The organism is Pseudomonas sp. 2,4-D, from assembly GCF_030418155.1.
GTDB lineage: Bacteria > Pseudomonadota > Gammaproteobacteria > Pseudomonadales > Pseudomonadaceae > Aquipseudomonas > Aquipseudomonas alloputida.
Genome location: NZ_JAUHUI010000033.1, coordinates 22705 through 41736 on the forward strand (window position 1 = coordinate 22705; position 19032 = coordinate 41736).

At 62.5% G+C, this 19032-nt stretch carries 15 protein-coding genes; 5 read left to right on the top strand and 10 right to left on the bottom strand.

Going from position 1 to position 19032, the window contains the following annotated elements; all coding sequences use genetic code 11:
• Positions 1-48: 48 nt before the first annotated feature.
• From arcC to arcD (QYE47_RS20285), 4 genes are all read right to left on the bottom strand, one after another.
• The gene (gene arcC, locus QYE47_RS20270) at positions 49-978 is read right to left on the bottom strand and encodes a carbamate kinase (RefSeq protein WP_014589851.1); all 930 of its coding nucleotides are present in this window, start codon (positions 976-978) and stop codon (positions 49-51) included.
• A gap of 181 nt (positions 979-1159) precedes the next feature.
• Positions 1160-2170, bottom strand: coding sequence for an ornithine carbamoyltransferase (locus QYE47_RS20275; protein WP_010952185.1), 1011 nt, complete (start codon positions 2168-2170; stop codon positions 1160-1162).
• Between the two features lie 69 nt (positions 2171-2239).
• Complete coding sequence (arcA, locus tag QYE47_RS20280) at positions 2240-3493, bottom strand: arginine deiminase (protein WP_014589852.1); 1254 nt, start codon at positions 3491-3493, stop codon at positions 2240-2242.
• A 33-nt stretch (positions 3494-3526) separates the two neighbouring features.
• Positions 3527-4954, bottom strand: a complete 1428-nt coding sequence (arcD, locus tag QYE47_RS20285) for an arginine-ornithine antiporter (protein ID WP_014589853.1) — start codon at positions 4952-4954, stop codon at positions 3527-3529.
• Between the two features lie 436 nt (positions 4955-5390).
• Here arcD (QYE47_RS20285) and arcD (QYE47_RS20290) point away from each other — a divergent pair, with 436 nt between their 5' ends.
• The gene (arcD, locus tag QYE47_RS20290; RefSeq protein WP_003255067.1) at positions 5391-6818 is read left to right on the top strand and encodes an arginine-ornithine antiporter; all 1428 of its coding nucleotides are present in this window, start codon (positions 5391-5393) and stop codon (positions 6816-6818) included.
• On the opposite strand, the gene QYE47_RS20295 is transcribed toward arcD (QYE47_RS20290), so the two are convergent.
• The 6 genes from QYE47_RS20295 to gap all read right to left on the bottom strand — a co-directional run bounded on the left by QYE47_RS20295 (position 6798) and on the right by gap (position 13583).
• Complete coding sequence (locus tag QYE47_RS20295; RefSeq protein ID WP_014589854.1) at positions 6798-7211, bottom strand: YbaN family protein; 414 nt, start codon at positions 7209-7211, stop codon at positions 6798-6800. The genes arcD (QYE47_RS20290) and QYE47_RS20295 overlap by 21 nt on opposite strands.
• Positions 7212-7265: 54 nt before the next feature.
• Positions 7266-7859, bottom strand: a complete 594-nt coding sequence (locus QYE47_RS20300) for a biliverdin-producing heme oxygenase (RefSeq protein WP_014589855.1) — start codon at positions 7857-7859, stop codon at positions 7266-7268.
• Between the two features lie 201 nt (positions 7860-8060).
• Positions 8061-10649, bottom strand: coding sequence for a TonB-dependent receptor (locus QYE47_RS20305; protein WP_041166851.1), 2589 nt, complete (start codon positions 10647-10649; stop codon positions 8061-8063).
• Between the two features lie 126 nt (positions 10650-10775).
• On the bottom strand, positions 10776-11738 hold the full coding sequence (locus tag QYE47_RS20310; RefSeq protein WP_041166852.1) for a FecR domain-containing protein: 963 nt from the start codon (positions 11736-11738) through the stop codon (positions 10776-10778).
• An 88-nt stretch (positions 11739-11826) separates the two neighbouring features.
• On the bottom strand, positions 11827-12339 hold the full coding sequence (locus QYE47_RS20315; protein WP_003255059.1) for a sigma-70 family RNA polymerase sigma factor: 513 nt from the start codon (positions 12337-12339) through the stop codon (positions 11827-11829).
• A 242-nt stretch (positions 12340-12581) separates the two neighbouring features.
• Positions 12582-13583 carry a type I glyceraldehyde-3-phosphate dehydrogenase gene (gene gap, locus QYE47_RS20320; RefSeq protein ID WP_014589858.1) on the bottom strand — a complete coding sequence of 334 codons (1002 nt, stop codon included), beginning with the start codon at positions 13581-13583 and terminating at the stop codon, positions 12582-12584.
• Positions 13584-13847: 264 nt separating this feature from the next.
• Between gap and edd the strand changes: the two genes are divergently transcribed.
• The 4 genes from edd to QYE47_RS20340 all read left to right on the top strand — a co-directional run bounded on the left by edd (position 13848) and on the right by QYE47_RS20340 (position 18869).
• Entirely contained in the window at positions 13848-15674 is a 1827-nt protein-coding gene (gene edd, locus QYE47_RS20325) for a phosphogluconate dehydratase (protein ID WP_014589859.1), read from the top strand.
• Positions 15671-16630, top strand: coding sequence for a glucokinase (locus QYE47_RS20330; protein ID WP_014589860.1), 960 nt, complete (start codon positions 15671-15673; stop codon positions 16628-16630). Before edd ends, QYE47_RS20330 begins: the two co-directional genes overlap by 4 nt.
• 78 nt (positions 16631-16708) lie before the next feature.
• Complete coding sequence (gene gltR / locus QYE47_RS20335) at positions 16709-17434, top strand: two-component system response regulator GltR (protein ID WP_014589861.1); 726 nt, start codon at positions 16709-16711, stop codon at positions 17432-17434.
• On the top strand, positions 17415-18869 hold the full coding sequence (locus QYE47_RS20340; RefSeq protein ID WP_014589862.1) for an ATP-binding protein: 1455 nt from the start codon (positions 17415-17417) through the stop codon (positions 18867-18869). The genes gltR and QYE47_RS20340 overlap by 20 nt, the downstream gene beginning before the upstream one ends.
• The last annotated feature ends 163 nt before the right edge of the window (positions 18870-19032 follow it).

Below are 19032 nucleotides of genomic sequence, written 5' to 3' on the forward strand. Positions count from 1 at the left end.
CCTTTGGAAGGTCGAAAATGGCGGGCCGCGTAAGCCCGCCGACTGCATTCAACGGTAGCTGATCCCCGGCTTCGCGGTGGAAACCCGAGTGCCGGCAGTGCCTTTGACGATGTCTTCGATGTTCTCCAGCGAACTGATCACCGCCACCTTACCGGTGTTGCGGGCAAAGTCGCAGGCGGCCTGCACCTTCGGCCCCATGGAGCCGGCGGCAAACCCCAGCGTTTCCAGCGCGTCCGGGTGGGCCTGGGCGATAGCCTTCTGCGTCGGTTTGCCCCAGTCAATGTAGGCTGCATCGACGTCAGTGGCGATAATCAGAAGGTCGGCTTCCAATTGCTCGGCCAGCAGCGCCGAGCACAGGTCTTTGTCGATCACCGCCTCGATGCCTTTGAGCTTGCGGTTTTCATCGTACATGGTGGGGATGCCGCCACCGCCCGCGCAAATCACGATGCTGCTTTTTTCCAGCAGCCACTTGATCGGGCGAATTTCGAAGATGCGCTTGGGTTTCGGGCTGGCTACCACGCGGCGGTACTTGTCGCCGTCGGCCTTGACCACCCAGCCCTTCTCCTTGGCCAGGCGCTCGGCCTCTTCCTTGCTGTAGACCGGGCCGATGAATTTGGTCGGATCCTTGAAGGCCGGGTCGTTGGCATCCACTTCCACTTGGGTGAGCAAGGTGGCGAATGGCACCTCGAAGGCCAGCAGGTTGCCCAGTTCCTGTTCGATCATGTAACCGATCATGCCCTCGGTCTCGGCACCCAGCACGTCCAGCGGGTAGGCCTCGTCTGGCTTGTACGACAGGGCCTGAAGCGACAGCAGACCCACTTGCGGGCCGTTGCCGTGGGCGATGACCAGCTCGTTGCCAGGGTGAATCTTTGCGATCTGTTCGGTGGCGGTGCGGATATTGGCGCGCTGGTTGTCAGCGGTCATGGGCTCGCCGCGACGAAGCAGGGCGTTGCCGCCCAATGCAACAACGATACGCATGGTAATGTCCTTTGATGAAAGAGGGGACGCTGCTCTCGGACTGCACCGCTCCCAGGTGTAGGAGCGGGTTTACCCGCGAATGCGTCAGCCCAGGTAAAGCTGTTGGAGCTGCCGACGCCTTCGCGGGTGAACCCGCTCCTACACACACAAGGGCGGGGTGGCCGCGCTGTCGAGACAGCCCTTACAGATCAGCCAGGGTCGATACCAGGATCGCCTTGATCGTGTGCATGCGGTTTTCCGCCTGCTCGAAGGCGATGCACGCTGGCGACTCGAACACGTCATCGGTCACTTCGATGCCGTTGGCCAGGTCCGGGTATTGTTCAGCGATCTGCTTGCCTACCTTGGTTTCGGAGTTGTGGAATGCCGGCAGGCAGTGCATGAACTTGGTCCGCGGGTTACCGGTGGACTTCATCAGTTCGGCATTCACCTGATAAGGCTTGAGCTGCTTGATGCGCTCACCCCAGGCTTCGATCGGCTCGCCCATCGATACCCACACGTCGGTATGGACAAAGTCGACACCCTTGACCGCGGCTTTCGGGTCTTCGGTGAGGGTAATGCGTGCGCCGCTTTCTTCAGCGTACTGCTTGCAGCGCTCGACCAGGTCGTCATGTGGCCACAGTGCCTTGGGCGCGGCGATGCGCACATCCATGCCCAGCTTGGCGCCGATCAGCAGCAGCGAGTTGCCCATGTTGTTGCGCGCATCGCCCAGGTAGGCGTAGCTGATGTCGTGCAGTGGCTTGTCGCTGTGCTCACGCATGGTCAGCACGTCGGCGATCATCTGGGTCGGGTGGTATTCGTCGGTCAGGCCGTTGAACACCGGTACGCCGGCGAACTTGGCCAACTCTTCGACGATTTCCTGCTTGAAGCCACGGTACTCGATGGCGTCATACATGCGCCCGAGCACACGGGCGGTGTCCTTCATGCTTTCCTTGTGGCCAATCTGCGAGGAGTTGGGGTCGATGTAGGTGACGTTGGCGCCTTGGTCATAGGCTGCTACTTCGAAGGCACAACGGGTACGGGTGGAGGTTTTTTCGAAGATCAGGGCGATGTTGTTGCCCTTCAGGTGCTGCTGCTCGGTGCCCGTGTACTTGGCGCGCTTGAGGTCGCGGGACAGGTCCAGCAGGTAGCGCAACTCACGGGTGGTGTGGTGTTCCAGGCTGAGCAAGTTGCGGTTGTGAATGTTGAACGCCATGACAGTTTCTCCTTGAGTTCGGTGATGTCCCGGCCGCCACTTCATGGGTGCGGCCGGGCGTAATGGTCGTTAGTAGTCGATCGGGTCGCGCACGATAGGGCAGGTCATGCAGTGGCCGCCGCCACGGCCCCGGCCCAGTTCGCCGGCGCTGATGGTGATGACCTCGATGCCGGCCTTGCGCAGCAGGGTGTTGGTGTAGGTGTTGCGGTCGTAGCCAATGACCACGCCCGGCTCGATGGCCACCACGTTGTTACCGTCATCCCACTGTTCGCGCTCGGCGGCGAAGCTGTTGCCGCCGGTCTCGACCACGCGCAGCTGGACGCCCAGTTGCTCGCCCACCACTTCGATGAACGACTTGTTGATGCGGCGTACATCCATGCCGTAAGGCTTGCTTTCGTCCGGGCGGATGATGAATGGCACAATCTCTTTCACCACTTCCGGGAAGACCGTGACCAGGTCGCGGTCGCAGAAGCTGAATACAGTGTCCAGGTGCATGGCGGCGCGGGACTTTGGCAGGCCTGCGACGATCACTTCCTTGACGGCGCCCTTGGCGAACAGGTTTTGCGCCAGCTGGCCGATGGCCTGGCGTGAGGTGCGCTCGCCCATGCCGATCAGCACGATGCCATTGCCGATCGGCATCACATCACCGCCTTCGAGCGTGGCATTGCCATGGTCCTTGTCCGGGTCGCCATACCACACCTGGAAGTCGGCCTCGGTGAACTCCTTGTGGAACTTGTAGATGGCGGTGGTCAAAAGCGTTTCCTGGCGACGCGCCGGCCAGTACATCGGGTTCAACGTCACGCCGCCGTAGATCCAGCAAGTGGTGTCGCGTGTGAACTGGGTGTTGGGCAGTGGTGGCAGGATGAAGCTGGAGTGGCCCAGGTAGTCGTTGTACATCTTCACGACATCGGCGCCTTCGCTCTGTGGCAGGTCCTGGCCCGCCACGCCGCCGATCAGGAATTCGGCCAGGTGGCGTGGCTCCAGGCCTTCGAGCCAGCTGCGCACTTCGTTGGTCAGGCCTACGCCGACGGTGTCAGGGGTGATCTTGCGGTCGAGGATCCACTTGAGGGCCTCTTTGTTCTGCACGATATCGGTCAGCAGGTTGTGCATCTCCAGCACATCCACACCACGCTCGCGCATCTTGGTGACGAAGTCGAAATGGTCACGCTTGGCCTGGTCGACCCAGATCACGTCGTCGAACAGCAGTTCGTCACAGTTGCTCGGCGTCAGGCGCTTGTGCGCCAGGCCTGGGGCGCAAACCATCACTTTGCGCAGTTTGCCGGCTTCGGAGTGGACACCGTACTTCTGTTTTTCAGCGGACATGGTTTCATTCCTCCAATTGAGCGAAGACGTGGGTCAAAGGGTCAGGAAGCCGTCATACAGGCCAAAGGCTGCCACCAGGGCGCCAATGACCACGGCTGCGAAGATCAGTTTTTCCACGTTGGTGAAGACCGGTTTGCCCACCTCACGCTTGGCCTTGGCGAACAGGATGGCGCCAGGTGCGTAGAGCAGGGCAGAGAGCAGCAGGTATTTCACGCCGCCGGCGTACAGCAGCCAGATGGCGTACAGCAGGGCGATACCACCAATGATCAGGTCCTTCTTGCGTTCGGCCAGGGCCTGCTCGTAGGTTTCGCTGCGCAGTGCCAGCAGGAACGCATAGGCTGCCGACCACAGGTAGGGCACCAGGATCATCGAGGTGGCCAGGTAGATCAGGGACAGGTAGGTGCTGCTTGAGAACAGCGTGATTACCAGAAAGATCTGCACCATGGCGTTGGTCAGCCACAGGGCGTTGGCCGGTACCTGGTTGGCATTCTCGCGGCGCAGGAACTCCGGCATGGTGTGGTCCTTGGCGGCGGCGAACATGATCTCGGCGCACAGCAGCACCCATGACAACAGGGCTCCCAGCAGCGAGATGATCAAGCCGACGCTGATCAGCACCGCGCCCCAGTGGCCGACCACATGTTCCAGCACGGCAGCCATCGACGGGTTCTGCAGTTTGGCCAGCTCCGGTTGGGTCATGATGCCCAGCGACAGCACGTTGACCAGCACCAGGAACAGCAGCACGGTAATGAAGCCGATAACCGTGGCCTTGCCCACGTCAGAGCGCTTTTCCGCACGGGACGAGAAGATGCTTGCGCCCTCGATGCCAATGAACACCCACACGGTGACCAGCATCATGTTGCGCACCTGGTTCATGACACTGCCAAGCTCTGGCGTGCCTACGGCCCAGATATCGGCGGTGAAGATGTCGAGCCTGAAGGCGAACAGGCAGATCAGGGCGAACAGCACCAGCGGCACCACTTTGGCCACAGTGGTGACCAGGTTGATGAACGCCGCTTCCTTGATGCCGCGCAGTACCAGGAAGTGCACCGCCCACAACAGGATCGATGCGCCAATGATGGCGGCTGGGGTGTTGCCTTCACCGAAGATCGGGAAGAAGTAACCCAGGGTGCTGAACAGCAGCACGAAGTAGCCGACGTTGCCCAGCCAGGCACTGATCCAGTAGCCCCAGGCCGAGGAAAAGCCCATGTAGTCGCCGAAGCCAGCCTTGGCATAGGCATACACCCCGCCATCCAGGTCGGGCTTGCGGTTGGCCAGGGTCTGGAACACGAAGGCCAGGGTCAGCATGCCGACGGCAGTGATCCCCCAGCCGATCAGCACGGCCCCAACCCCTGCGCTGGCGGCCATGTTTTGTGGCAGCGAGAAGATACCGCCGCCAATCATCGAGCCGACGACAAGTGCAACTAACGCGCCGAGCTTTAGTTTTCCGGATGAATCAGACATTTAACAACTCCTGCCAGGAGAAAGTTGACGACAGAATAGATCCGACGCCTTTGCCTTGACCTGACTTGCGTCAGTTTAAGGCGACGTGAAGGTAGGAAATTTCCTTCACGGGTGCTCCTGGAGAATGCCGACAGCTTGAGCTGCAGGCCTTGCGTACTGGCACCTCCATGTCCTTCTAGAGCAAACGCTCTGTTCAGCCTGCGATGCTTGAAACTAGCTGCTTTTGCCGCTTTCGCAAATTTTCCACAAGAATTTCGAGTTTTATCCGTTTCTTTTCTAGTTGCCGGACTGCTGCTAGTTTTGAGAGAGCAGGCACATAGACAAAGCAGTTATGAGTGATATAGGTTGAACGCACAGCTTCAGTATAAGTAACGCTATTCATATAGCCCGCAAGGCTGTTTCAAACGCATGACAGGGCTCGAAGAAAGGGAGGCTCATGAGCGAACCGGGACAGAAGCTGCGCCTGGGCGCGCTGATCGCACTGGTGGTCGGGTCGATGATTGGCGGCGGTATCTTCTCGCTGCCGCAGAACATGGCCGCGCGTGCCGATGTGGGTGCAGTGCTGATCGGCTGGGGGATCACCGCGGTCGGCATGTTGGCCCTGGCCTTCGTGTTCCAGACCCTGGCCAACCGCAAGCCGGAACTGGACTCGGGGGTATATGCCTACGCCAAGGCCGGCTTTGGCGAGTACATGGGCTTTTCCTCGGCTTGGGGCTATTGGATCAGCGCCTGGTTGGGCAACGTCGGCTACTTCGTACTGCTGTTCAGCACGCTGGGTTTCTACTTCCCGGTGTTTGGCGAAGGCAATACACCCATCGCCATCGGTTGTGCCTCGCTGCTGCTGTGGTCGGTGCACTTCCTGGTACTGCGCGGCATCAAGGAGGCGGCCTTCATCAACCAGGTCACCACCGTCGCCAAAGTGGTGCCTTTGCTCATTTTCGTGGTGATCGCTGCATTTGCCTTCCGCGCCGATATCTTCACCCGGGATATCTGGGGCTTGAGCAACCCACAATTCGGCAGCGTGCTGGAGCAGGTGCGCAACATGATGCTGGTGACCGTGTTCGTGTTCATCGGCATAGAGGGTGCCAGCGTGTATTCCGGGCGCGCCCAGCGTCGGTCAGACGTGGGCAAGGCCACGGTCATCGGTTTTCTGGGTGTGCTGGCGCTGCTGGTGCTGGTCAACGTGTTGTCGCTGGGCATCATGACCCAACCGGAACTGGCCGGGCTGCAGAACCCCTCGCTGGCCTCGGTGCTGGAGCATATCGTCGGTCCCTGGGGCGCCTTGCTGATCAGCCTCGGCCTGGCGGTCTCGCTGCTTGGCGCTTTGCTTTCATGGGCGCTGCTGTGTGCCGAAATCCTTTACGCCACGGCGCGGGACAAGACCATGCCGCGCTTTCTGGCCAAGGAAAACGCCAACCATGTGCCGGCTAACGCCCTGTGGCTGACCAACTGCATGATTCAGGGTTTCCTGCTGATTACGCTGTTCTCCGCCGGTACGTACACCAGTCTGATCTACCTGGCCTCGTCGATGATCCTGGTGCCCTACCTGTGGTCTGCGGCGTATGCCGTGTTGCTGGCGATGCGCGCAGAAACCTATGCCGGGCAGCCGAGGTTGCGGCGCAAGGACTTGCTGGTGGCGCTGGTTGCCCTGCTGTATGCCGTGTGGCTGCTGTATGCCGGCGGGCTCAAGTACCTGCTGCTTTCGGCGCTGCTGTACGCCCCCGGCGTCATCTTGTTCGCGAGGGCCAAGCATGAGCAGGGGCAGACGTTGTTCACGGCCTGGGAAAAGCTGATTTTCGCCGCCGTGCTGGTGGGTGCCGCGCTGGCGGCCTACGCCTTGTATTCAGGGCTGCTGAGCTTGTGACGGGGCAGGGCAGGCGTGTTCCGGGCGTGACCAGATCCACAGGTTGCCCAGGGTCATGCCGGCGATTGCCAGGAATACCGGCCAGTGGTGTTCCAGAAAGGTCAGCATCAAGCCCGCGCACAGCAGCATGCTGATGGTTGCGCTGACCTTGGCGCGGCGCTGGATCACCTTGCCGTTGCGCCAGTTATGCAGAATTGGCCCGAACAGCCGGTGGTTCTCCAGCCATGCCGACAGGCGCGGTGAGCTGCGCGTGGCGGCCCAGGCGGCCAGCAGGATGAACTCGGTGGTCGGCAAGCCAGGAATCACAATGGCGACCAGGCCCACCCCGAGGCTCACGTAAGCCAGGATTGCATACAACAGGCGGGCGAGTTTCGAGCGGGCTGGTAGGGTCATGTTCTCACTGCATAAAACGGTTCGGCCACCGGAGGGGTGGCCGGCTACGGCGTATCAGACCAGCGCGGCATCCGCAGCGTAGGCGTGCTTGAGCAACTGGGTGAAGCGCTCAAAGGCAGCCACTGCACCGCGTTCGGCAGCCGCTTCCTCTTCAGGCGAGAGCGCCAGGCCATCGAGGATGCGGGTGAACTGCTTCCAGCCTTCGGCACGGCCACCGGCGGGCTCCCCCAGGTGACGGGCGCCGAAGCTGTCGGACAGTTCCAGGGCCACGGCACGCTTGATCAGAAACGCAGCGCCCAGTTTGGAGCCTTCGGAGACGAAGATCCAGCCCATTGCCTCGCCCAGGCTCGGCTTGCCCACGGCACCCGGTACGGCGGCCGGTACTTCGGTGTCGAGGTCGGCGAGGTCCAGGCGGGCCTGCTCGGCACGGCAGCGCTCAGCCAGATCAGGGACGATGGCGATCAGCTGAGGGTCGTTGTACAGGGCCTGCAGCTCGGACTGGAACAGGTACTGTGCGACGACGAAGCGGGCGAAACTTTCGCGGCTGTCGAAAGGCGCGTGGGATTTGACCAGGGCATCCAGCTCGGCGTGCGGGGCGTGGGTGATCTGGTTCAAGCGCTGGGAGCGCAGGGCTGGGCGTTCGGTCATGGGGGAGTCCTTGGAAAGAGGGCGTCTAGATACAAGACGAAACAGCGGGAGCGGGACAGTAAAAAAAGCCGGTATTTGTGTTGCCAGTACCGGCCTCTTCGCGGGTAAACCCGCCCCTGCAGGAACATCACAGGTCCAAGACCTGTGTTGAACCTGTGGGCGCGGGCGTGCCCGCAAAGAGGCCGGTACAGACGTAACGCCTCAGATATCCCAAACCACATTGATACCGAAGTTGCGCCCCGGCATGGTCAGGCGGTCGATGTTGGCTGGCTGGGTCACAGCCGCCTCACCCTGGCCGTCGTAGCTGCGCACCGAATCCCACTGCCAGTATTTCTTGTCGGTAAGGTTGTACAGCCCGGCATTGATGGTGACGTCGTCGGTGACCTTGTAGTAACCGGTCAGGTCCAGCACACCGTAGCCCGGGGTGCGGAACTTCGAGGTAGAACCGTCAGGCGAATAGAAGGTGCTGTCGTCGACACGGGTCTTGCGCTTGACCAGCGTCCAGCTCAGCAAGCCACCGTAGTTCTGCTGCTCGTAGCCCAGGCCGAATACGCCCTTGAGCGGGTTGACACTGTTCAACGGCTGACCGGTGTCATCGTTACGACCATAGGTGTAGGAAATCGAGCTTTGGGTATAGAGGCCCTGCGGTGCGCCGAAGTGGTCGAGGTTCAGGCGGCCCTTGAATTCGGCACCCTTGATCGTGGCGTGCTTGATGTTGTTGGCCTGGAAGGTCTGTTCCAGGTTGGCACTTTGCACGGCATCTTCGTCGATGAAATCACGGTACTTGTTGTAGAACACTGCCACGTCGAAGTTGCCGGCGTCGAAGTTGCCACGCAGGCCGGTTTCGTAGCTTTTGCTCTTTTCAGGCTCAAGGTTCGGGTTGCCCTCCACGCGGTAGCCTTGGTCCAGGTTCTGGAAGCGACCATACATGGCTTTGGCGGTCGGCGTGCGGAAGCCCTCTGCATACTGGCCGTACCAGGTGTAATTGTCGTTGAAGGCGTAGGTCAGGCCGAACTTGGGCGAGACGCGGTGCCACTTCTTGTCCGAATCGTCCTGGGAGGTAGGCGCCGTACCGCTGGACTCCAGACCACGCAAGAATTCCTCGGTGAATTTGGGCTCCATACGGGAGTAGTCGTAGCGCGCGCCGGGCATGAAGGTCCAGTTGTTCCAGCGGATTTCATCCTGCGCGAACAGGCTGTAGGTATTTACGGTCGGGTCCGGGAAGTCGCTGACCAGAACCTGGCCGTCTGCCGGGCGTTCTGCGCCGGCGGCGGAACAACCGGATCCTATGGTCAAGCAGGTACCGGTACCGCTGCGCGAACCGGTGACCTTTTCGTGCTTGAGCGTGGTGCCGTAGGTCAGCAGGTGGTCGGTGGCACCGATGCTGAAGGCCTTGTCCAGCTGGGCGTCGAACACCCACTGGCGGTCCTTGTAGGTGGTATCGCGGGTGCGCAGCACCTGGCGGCCAGGCGGCACGTAAACTTCCTCGGTGTGCTGGTCGGTCTTGGCAATCTGGTAGTTCAGGCTCCACTTGACGTGGTCGGCGACCAGCGAGTCCAGGCCGAACTCATGGTTAATGCCGAAGCGCTCGCGGGTAATGGTGTCGTTGCCATTACGCGCCTTGTAGTAGCCCATGCCACCGAAGCCCGGAATGAACGGCCCACCCACCGCGCTGAGGATGTTCTGGTCGCGGTCATCCTTGTAGCGCTCGTAGGTGAACCCCAGGCGCGCGTCGTCGGCGTAGTTCCAGCCAAGCTTGGCCAGCACGTTGGTGGTGCGCACGTCCATCGGGTTGGCTTCGGTGCGCGACAGGCCGTCGCCACTATGGCTGCCGTGGGTTTCGGTCTCGTGGCCGTTGCGCTGGCTCAGGTGCAGCAGGCCGTCGAAATCACCCTGGCGGCCGGCGACGGTGGCGGAGGTCAGCCAGCTTTCGTCGGCCGAGCTGTAGCCGGTTTTCAGGCGTGCACCCACGTCTTTACCGGGCTTGATGATGTCGTCCGGGTCGAGGGTGAAGTAGCTCACCGCACCGCCGATGGCGTTGCTGCCATACAACACCGAGGCCGGGCCGCGGAGGATTTCCACACGCTTGACGATTTCCGGGTCGACATAGTTGCGCTGGGTCTGGGCGTAGGGGCCGTAGAAGAAGCTGTCGGGGATCGACACGCCGTCGACTTGGGTGAGGATCCGCTCGCCGTCGATACCACGGATGTTGTAGCCGTTCAGCCCGCTGCGCTGGCCGGTTCCGGATACCGAAACCCCCGGCTCGTAGCGCACCAGATCCTGGATATTGTTCACGTTCTGCCGGTCCAGTTGCTCACGGGTCTGCACGCTGACAGTGCTCGGCACCTGGCTGACGTCCTGTGCGCTGCGGGTGGCGCTGACGGTCACCTGCTGCAGGGCGATCACGTTGCTTGCGGTTTGGCGCTCCAGTACCACATTGCCGTTGCTGATCTTGCGAAAACTCAGCCCGGTACCCCGCAACAGGCGCTTGAGGGCAGCATCTGGCGGCAGCGAACCCTGTACGCCTGGCGAAGCCACGCCGTCGGCCAGCTCGGCGCTGAAGCCGACCTGCCAGCCGGTGACCTGGCTGAAGGCGTTGATCGCCGACACCAGTGGCTGCTGGCCGATGCTGAAGCGGTAGTCGCCCATGCGCGGGCTGCTGGCCTGGGCCGGCTCGGCGGCCAGCGCCGGCAGGCTGCAGGCGCCGCTGGCGAGCAGGGCAAGGGTCAACAGGGACAGTTGTCCTGTACGGCAGGGAAGGTTGGACGAGCGGGTAGGACCAGTGGACATCGGAAGCGCTCCCAGACGCGCGGGCTGTTATAGGTGATGGCTGTTCTCGTTCTCAAACAAGAATCAGTTGCATTGGCTATAACGAGACGGGCGGGCGAGTGCGATCGCGTAAAAATAATTCAGGGGTCAGTTCAGGATGACCAGCGCCGGGTACTCATGCAGTTGTGCCGAGGTGATGTGGGCCAGTGCGCGCAGGGTTTCCAGTGGCTGGTCGAGGCGGTAGTTACCGGTGACGGCAACGTGCTCCAACTGCGCATTGCGGTTGATGATCCAGCCCGGGTAGTAGCGCTGCACTTCGGCCAGCACCTGGCTCAACGGGCAGTTCTCGAACACCAGGCGGCCGTCGATCCAGGCCAGGTCCTTGTGCATGTCGGGGCGCTGGCGCTGGCCAAAGCCCTGGGGGCCGACGCTGATGCTGTCGCCGGCACTCAGGCGGATGCGCTGGTCGCGCTCGCCCTGCAGGTCGACATCGCCGCGTTGCACCCGTACCTGGGCCTCGCCGTCAAGGTAGCGCACGGCGAAGTCGGTGTCGCGCACCTGTGCGCGCAACGGCCCGGCTTCCACCTCCAGCGGCAGCTGCGCGCCCTCGGGGACCTGGAAGTAAGCTTCGCCCTGTAGCAGGCGGGCGACCTGGCGGCCGTCCTGGCGTTCGCTGGCGAATGCCGAATTGGTGTTGAGCAGCACTTTTGCGCCGTCTTCCAGTTGCAGGCGCTGGCGCTCGCCGACCACCGTAAGGTGGTCGGCCTGCAGGCGCATGGGCAGGTTACCGACGGTGAACAGCCCGACCAGCAGCAGCGCTGCGGTGGCCAGGGGTTTCCAGTGACTGCGCAGGCGCCCGCGCCATGAGCGGCGTTGCTGCTGGTGCATGTGCGTGGCCACCTTGTGCAACGGCGTACCGTTCCACAGCGCTTCGGCTTCGACATAGGCCTCGGCGTTTTCTGGCGCGGCGCTCAGCCAGGCTTCAAAGGCCTGGGTGTCTGCGGCATCTGCGCATTGCAGGCGCACCAGCCAGTCCAGCGCCTCGTCCATGGCACGAGCACGGGCATCAGGCCTGGCAGGTGACGGGCGAGGGGCAGGGCTGTCGGTCACGGTGAATCCTTGAATGGTTTTTTTGCGAATGATCAAGGCTAAGGCGGGGTGTGGCAAGGGCTTTGCGTTGCCGTTCGCCTGGGGTCAGTTACTTGAGTCGTTCGGCAACACCCATGCAGATTGCCATGATCAGTTTCAGTTCCTTTTGTACCGTGCTGGGCGAAACACTCAGTTGTTCGGCGATTTCCAGATAGGTGGCGCCATGCAGGCGGCTGAGGATGAAAATGCGTTGTTGGCGTTCGCTCAGTTGATTGAGGCTGACGCTGAGGTGCTTGAGCAACTGCTCGGCGTGGGCGGCATCCTCGCTGCTGGTGGCGGGCGCGGCGACACTGTGCAGCACTTCGTCGGGCACGTCGTCGACCAGCATGCGTGCCTGCACCCGGCGTGCACGCAGGTGGTCCAGCGCCAGGTTGCGCGCGGTCTGAAACACGAACGGCTCGATGTGCTCGATGGGCCGCTCGCCCAGCGCGCGAGACACCCGCAGGTAGGTTTCCTGCAGCAGGTCTTCGGCCGTGCTGGGGTTACCGACCATGCGCTGCAGGGTACGCAGCAGGGTGAGGCGCTGAACGAGGAAGACGGAATTGAACCGGGACTGACTCACGGGGGGACCTGGCCGACGAAAGGTTAATGATAATGCTTATCATCCGTGCGGCAGGTCAAGTGTGGAATTATCAGGAAAAGGTAAAGATTGTAGTCGCTGGATGTCGTTTGCTTTTTTGTGGGAGCGGCCTTGCGTCGCGAAAGGACCGCAAAGCGGTCCCAGCGATATGTGCAGCAAAGCTCAGATTCCGGGGCTGCTTTGCAGCCCTTTCGCGACGCAAGGCCGCTCCCACACGGGTCGCGTCAGCCAGCCCGGTGCAGCGCCAGGCAGTTATCCAGCATCCGGTTGCTGAACCCCCACTCGTTGTCATACCAGGCCAGCACCTTGAGCATCCGCCCGTTGGCCCGGGTATGGTTGGCATCGAAGATCGACGACAGCGGGTTGTGGTTGAAATCGCAGGAAACCAATGGCAGGGCGTTGTAGCCCAATACCTTGGAATGCTTGCTGGCCTCGAGAAACAGCTGGTTGACTTGCTCGGCCGTGGCCTCGCGCTTGAGGTTGACGGTGAGGTCCACCAACGACACGTTGATGACGGGCACCCGCACCGCCATGCCGGTCAGCTTGCCGGCCAGCTCCGGCAGCACCAGGCCCACGGCCTCGGCGGCACCGGTCTTGCTCGGGATCATCGACTGGGTGGCTGAACGCGCGCGGTACGGGTCGCTGTGGTAAACGTCAGTCAGCACCTGGTCGTTGGTGTAGGCGTGGATGGTGGTCATCAAGCCTTGCTCGATGCCGAACTCCCGGTGCAGCACCTGGGCGATCGGCGCCAGGCAGTTGGTGGTGCAGGAGGCATTGGAAATGACCTGGTGCGATGCGCGCAGGATGTCGTGGTTGACCCCGTATACCACGGTGGCATCGGCACCCTTGGCCGGCGCCGAGACAATCACCTTGCCCGCCCCGGCGGCCAGGTGCGCAGCGGCTTTGGCGCGGTCGGTGAACAGCCCGGTGCACTCGAACACCACGTCGATCGCCTCGGCCTTCCAGGGCAGTTCGGCCGGATTGCGAATGGCACTGACCGCGATACGGTCACCGTTGACCGTCAGGCTTTCGTGGTCGGCCTCGACGGTCGCGTCGAAGGTGCCGTGGACACTGTCGTACTTGAGCAGGTGGGCATTCATGGTGCTGTCGCCCAGGTCGTTGATGGCGACGACCTGCAGGTCCTGGCGGTAGCCTTGGGTATACAGTGCGCGCAGGACGTTGCGCCCGATTCGGCCGAATCCATTGATGGCGATGCGAAGGGTCATGGCAGTACCTCTGGCAGTTCGAGTGAAACCTGTGGCACAAAGGAGCTTCACTGAAACGGTTTTGTTGTTGGAATTACAAGATTATTCACTGGATGATAGAAAACAAGCCTTTTTAGTGGCAGTATTTTGTTTAAATATACAACGAGTGGTTGGGCGACGTGCCTCCACCGATGCAGCGGGCTCCTAACCATGAGCCTAGGCCGCAATCGTTTGGAGGGGAAATGCCCGGTAAACCGCCCTTACAATTAGCCTGGAGTCCAGTACATGCATCCGCGCATCCTTGAGGTCACCCAGCGGCTGGTCGAACGCAGCCGCGCCACCCGCGAACGCTACCTGCAACTGATTCGCGGCGCGGCCAGTGAAGGCCCCATGCGTGCCAGCCTGCAGTGCGCCAACTTCGCCCACGGCGTGGCCGGTTGCGGCAGCGAAGACAAGCAGACTCTGCGCCTGATGAACGCGGCCAACGTGGCCATCGTCTCGGCCTACAACGACATGTTGTCTGCCCACCAGCCTTACTTGCACTTCCCCGAGCAGATCAAGCAGGCCCTGCGCGAGGTCGGCTCGGTCGGCCAGTTCGCCGGTGGCGTGCCGGCCATGTGCGACGGGGTGACCCAGGGCGAGCCGGGCATGGAGCTGGCGATCGCCAGCCGTGAAGTGATCGCGATGTCCACGGCGGTAGCGCTGTCGCACAACATGTTCGACGCGGCACTCATGCTGGGCATCTGCGACAAGATCGTCCCCGGCCTGATGATGGGCGCGTTGCGCTTCGGCCACCTGCCGACCATCTTCGTCCCGGGTGGGCCAATGGTTTCCGGCATCTCCAACAAGCAGAAGGCCGACGTGCGCCAGCGCTATGCCGAAGGCAAGGCCAGCCGCGAAGAGCTGTTGGAGTCCGAGATGAATTCCTACCACAGCCCCGGCACCTGCACCTTCTACGGCACCGCCAACACCAACCAGTTGGTGATGGAGGTGATGGGGCTGCACCTGCCGGGCGCCTCGTTCGTCAACCCGTACACGCCGCTGCGTGATGCACTCACCGCCGAGGCTGCGCAGCAGGTGACGCGCATGACCAAGGCCAGCGGCAGTTTCATGCCGCTGGGCGAAATCGTCGACGAGAAGGCGCTGGTCAACTCCATCGTCGCGCTGCACGCTACCGGCGGCTCGACCAACCACACCCTGCACATCCCGGCGATCGCCCAGGCTGCGGGTATCCAGCTGACCTGGCAGGACATGGCCGACCTCTCCGAAGTGGTGCCGACCCTGTCGCACGTCTACCCCAACGGCAAGGCCGACATCAATCACTTCCAGGCTGCCGGCGGCATGGCTTTCCTGATTCGTGAACTGCTCGACGCCGGCCTGCTGCACGAAGATGTCAACACCGTGGCCGGCCATGGCCTGCGCCGCTACACCCAGGAACCCTTCCTCGACAATGGCAAGCTGGTGTGGCGCGAAGGGCCGCAACAAAGCCTGGACGAAAGCATCCTGCGCCCGGTGTCTCGACCATTCTCGGCCGAAGGCGGCCTGCGGGTGATGGAAGGCAACCTGGGCCGTGGCGTGATGAAAGTCTCTGCCGTCGCCCCCGAGCACCAAGTGGTCGAGGCCCCGGCGCGGGTGTTCCAGGACCAGCAGTCGCTGGCCGACGCGTTCAAGGCCGGTGAGCTGGAGCGTGACTTTGTCGCGGTGGTGCGCTTCCAGGGCCCGCGCTGCAATGGCATGCCGGAACTGCACAAGCTGACCCCGTTCCTCGGTGTATTGCAGGACCGTGGCTACAAGGTTGCGTTGGTCACCGACGGGCGCATGTCCGGTGCCTCGGGCAAGATCCCCGCGGCCATTCACGTTTGCCCGGAGGCATACGACGGCGGCCCGCTGGCGCGGGTGCGCGATGGTGATATCGTGCGGGTCGATGGAGTCGAAGGCACGTTGCGGATCATGGTGTCGGCCGAAGAACTGGCCAGCCGTGAGCTGCCGCCGGCCCCCCAGGGCAACGACCTGGGTTGTGGGCGCGAGCTGTTCGGCTTCATGCGCATGGCGTTCAGCCCGGCAGAGCAGGGCGCCAGTGCCTTTACTTCGGCCCTGGAGCACCTCAAATGAAGCACCTGCTGGTTGGTGATATTGGCGGCACCAATGCCCGTTTTGCGTTGTGGCGTGACAACCAGCTGCATGAGGTAAACGTTTTCGCCACTGCGGACTACACCAACCCGGAGCAGGCCATCGAGGCTTACCTGGAAACCCAAGGTATCGCCCGTGGTGGCCTGGCGGCGGTGTGCCTGGCGGTGGCCGGCCCGGTCGATGGCGATGAATTTCGCTTCACCAACAACCACTGGCGCCTGAGCCGCACGGCATTTTGCAAGACCTTGCAGGTCGAGCGACTGTTGCTGATCAATGATTTCACCGCAATGGCGCTGGGCATGACGCGTCTGCGCGAAGGCGAGTTCCGCGAGGTGTGCCCCGGCCAGGCCGACCCCTCGAGGCCGGCACTGGTGATCGGGCCAGGTACTGGCCTGGGTGTGGGCTCGCTGCTGCGCCTGGGCGAACAGCTCTGGAAGGCCCTGCCGGGTGAAGGCGGGCATGTTGACCTGCCGGTAGGCAATGCTCGCGAAGCGGCAATCCACCAGCAGATCCACAGTCAGATCGGCCATGTCAGCGCCGAGGCCGTGCTCAGTGGGGGTGGCCTGGTGCGGCTGTACCAGGCGATCTGTGCGCTGGACGGCGACACGCCCAGGCACAAGACCCCGGCGCATATCACCGATGCCGCACTGGGCGGTGAGCCTCGTGCGCTGGCGGTGGTCGAGCAATTCTGTCGTTTCCTTGGGCGAGTGGCGGGTAACAATGTGCTGACGCTGGGCGCGCGAGGCGGGGTTTACATTGTGGGCGGTGTGATTCCGCGCTTTGCCGAGCTGTTCCTGCGTAGCGGGTTTGCCGCGAGTTTTGCCGACAAGGGGTGTATGAGTGGCTATTTCAACGGGGTGCCGGTGTGGCTGGTGACGGCGGAATATTCCGGGTTGGAGGGGGCAGGGGTAGCGTTGCAGCAGGCGTTGGATCACTGAGGGGGCCGCTTTGCGGCCCCGATGGCAATACCCGACAGCAGGCAAAAAGACCTGTAATCAACAAGAGGAAGGACCACCTTGAGCACTGCCGGCAAATCGATCCTGATGGTCGACGACGACCAGGAAATTCGTGAACTGCTGCAAACCTACCTGAGCCGCTCCGGCTTCCAGGTGCATGCCGAGGCTGACGGCAAGGGCTTTCGCCACGCGCTGGAAACCACGCCCTGCGACCTGGTCATTCTTGACGTCATGTTGCCCGACGAGGACGGCTTCAGCTTGTGCCGCTGGGTACGCCAGCACCCACGCCAGGCGCGCGTACCTATCATCATGCTCACCGCCAGTTCGGACGAGGCCGACCGTGTCATCGGCCTGGAGCTGGGCGCTGACGACTATCTGGGCAAGCCGTTCAGCCCCCGCGAACTGCAAGCGCGAATCAAGGCTTTGTTGCGCCGCACCGAGTTCGGCCAGACGGCGCCGGGTAGCGCCGTGCTGGCCTTCGACGACTGGCGCCTGGACACGGTCAGCCACCGCCTGTTCCACCGTGATGGAGAGGAGGTGATCCTCTCTGGCGCCGACTTTGCCCTGCTCAAACTGTTCCTCGATCACCCGCAGCAAATCCTCGACCGCGACACCATCGGCAACGCTACCCGTGGCCGCGAACCGATGCCGCTGGACCGTATCGTCGACATGGCGGTCAGCCGTCTGCGCCAGCGCCTGCGCGATACCGACAAACCTCCCCGGCTGATCCGCACCGTGCGTGGCAGTGGCTACTTGTTGGCGGCGCATGTCTGCTGTGCGCCCTGAGCGGCCCTGGCGCCTGCTGCCGCGCTCCTTGCTGGGGCGCATGCTGCTGCTGACCTTGCTGGTTGTCCTGCTGGCCCAGGGCTTGTCCAGCATTATCTGGGTTTCCCAGCTGCGCGCCAGCCAGCTTCAGGGGCTGCGTGCCAGCGCCAGCAGCCTGGCCCATTCCATGAGTGCCAGCGTCAGTTACTTCCGCTCGCTGCCGGTGGCCTATCGGCCGCTGGTGCTCGACCAATTGCGCAGCATGGGCGGCACGCGTTTCTTTGTTTCGCTCAACGCCACGCCGCTAGAGATGCAGGCACTGCCCGTCACCCCTCGCAAGCAGGCGGTGATCGATGTGTTCCAGCAGGTGCTGCACGAGCGCCTGGGTTCACAGATGGAAATTTCCGTGGAGTTTGTCGGGCCTGACGATCTGCGCATCTTCAACAGCGGCCTCAAACTCGACGAACTACCGCGCTCGTGGGCCCATTATTCGCTGACCCTGGAACCGCTGAAACCCCCGGTACTGGTCACGCAGATCCGCTTGGGCGAGGGCGAGTGGTTGTACATCGCCTCGCTGTTGCCCGAACCGTACACGGGGCTGGAAGCCGAACGCCTGCCGCGCCAGCAGATCGGCTTCATCGTGCTGACCACGGCCTTGCTGTTGCTGTTCATCGGCTTGCTGGTGCATTGGCAAAGCTGGCCACTGAAGCGCCTGGCGCGGGCCGCCCGAGAGATGTCGCTGGGTGCCGATGTGGCGCCAGTGCCTGAAGCGGGCGGCAGTGAAGTGGTCGAGGTGAGCCGGGCATTCAACAGCATGCGCGAGCGTATCAGCCGTTACCTGACCGAACGCAGCCAGCTGTTCAGCGCCATTTCCCACGACCTGCGCACGCCTATCACCCGCCTGCGCCTGCGTGTCGAACTGCTGGAGGATGAGCGCCTGCAGGCCAAGTTCAGCCAGGACCTGGACGAACTGGAGTTGCTGGTCAAAGGCGCGTTGCAGTGCGTAAAGGACACCGACATCCACGAAAACATCGAGCCGGTCGACCTTAACCAGGTGCTGGAGATTCTGGCCGAGCCTTACCTGGGCGATGGTCGCATCACCGTCGAGGGCCAAGCGCTGGCGCCATACCCGGGCAAGCCGCTGGCGTTGCGTCGTTGCATCGGCAACCTGATCGACAACGCCATCAAGTACGGCGAACGGGCGCGGCTGCGCATCATCGACGGGGCAGAGGGTTTTGTGCTGCAGGTGGATGACCAGGGGCCCGGGGTGCCGCAACAGCAGCTGGAACAGGTGTTCGAGCCGCATTTCCGTCTGGCCGGGCAGCAGCAGGGGTATGGGCTGGGGTTGGGCATTGCGCGCAACATCGCCCATAGCCATGGGGGCGAGGTGAGCTTGCTTAACCTGCGGGAGGGAGGGCTGCGGGTGACCCTGTATTTGCCGCGGGGTATGGATTGAATTTTTGGGGGCCTGTGCGGGCCTCTTCGCGGGTGAACCCGCTGCTACGACGCAAATCTGACTCGGTCGTTGTAGGAGCGGGTTCACCCGCGAAGAGGCCCGCACAGGCACCCAAAATGTCACTGCCCGGTGACAATCCCGTCGTCCTTCGTGACATCCGCCA

Excerpts from the sequence above, each read along its gene's own strand:
- QYE47_RS20340 (WP_014589862.1), top strand. The coding sequence starts at position 17,415 with ATGTCTGCTGTGCGCCCTGAGCGGCCCTGGCGCCTGCTGCCGCGCTCC.
- arcC (WP_014589851.1), bottom strand. The coding sequence starts at position 978 with ATGCGTATCGTTGTTGCATTGGGCGGCAACGCCCTGCTTCGTCGCGGC.
- QYE47_RS20295 (WP_014589854.1), bottom strand. The coding sequence starts at position 7,211 with ATGACCCTACCAGCCCGCTCGAAACTCGCCCGCCTGTTGTATGCAATC.
- QYE47_RS20330 (WP_014589860.1), top strand. The coding sequence starts at position 15,671 with ATGAAGCACCTGCTGGTTGGTGATATTGGCGGCACCAATGCCCGTTTT.
- QYE47_RS20275 (WP_010952185.1), bottom strand. The coding sequence starts at position 2,170 with ATGGCGTTCAACATTCACAACCGCAACTTGCTCAGCCTGGAACACCAC.
- arcA (WP_014589852.1), bottom strand. The coding sequence starts at position 3,493 with ATGTCCGCTGAAAAACAGAAGTACGGTGTCCACTCCGAAGCCGGCAAA.
- QYE47_RS20305 (WP_041166851.1), bottom strand. The coding sequence starts at position 10,649 with ATGTCCACTGGTCCTACCCGCTCGTCCAACCTTCCCTGCCGTACAGGA.
- edd (WP_014589859.1), top strand. The coding sequence starts at position 13,848 with ATGCATCCGCGCATCCTTGAGGTCACCCAGCGGCTGGTCGAACGCAGC.
- arcD (WP_014589853.1), bottom strand. The coding sequence starts at position 4,954 with ATGTCTGATTCATCCGGAAAACTAAAGCTCGGCGCGTTAGTTGCACTT.
- gap (WP_014589858.1), bottom strand. The coding sequence starts at position 13,583 with ATGACCCTTCGCATCGCCATCAATGGATTCGGCCGAATCGGGCGCAAC.
- QYE47_RS20300 (WP_014589855.1), bottom strand. The coding sequence starts at position 7,859 with ATGACCGAACGCCCAGCCCTGCGCTCCCAGCGCTTGAACCAGATCACC.
- arcD (WP_003255067.1), top strand. The coding sequence starts at position 5,391 with ATGAGCGAACCGGGACAGAAGCTGCGCCTGGGCGCGCTGATCGCACTG.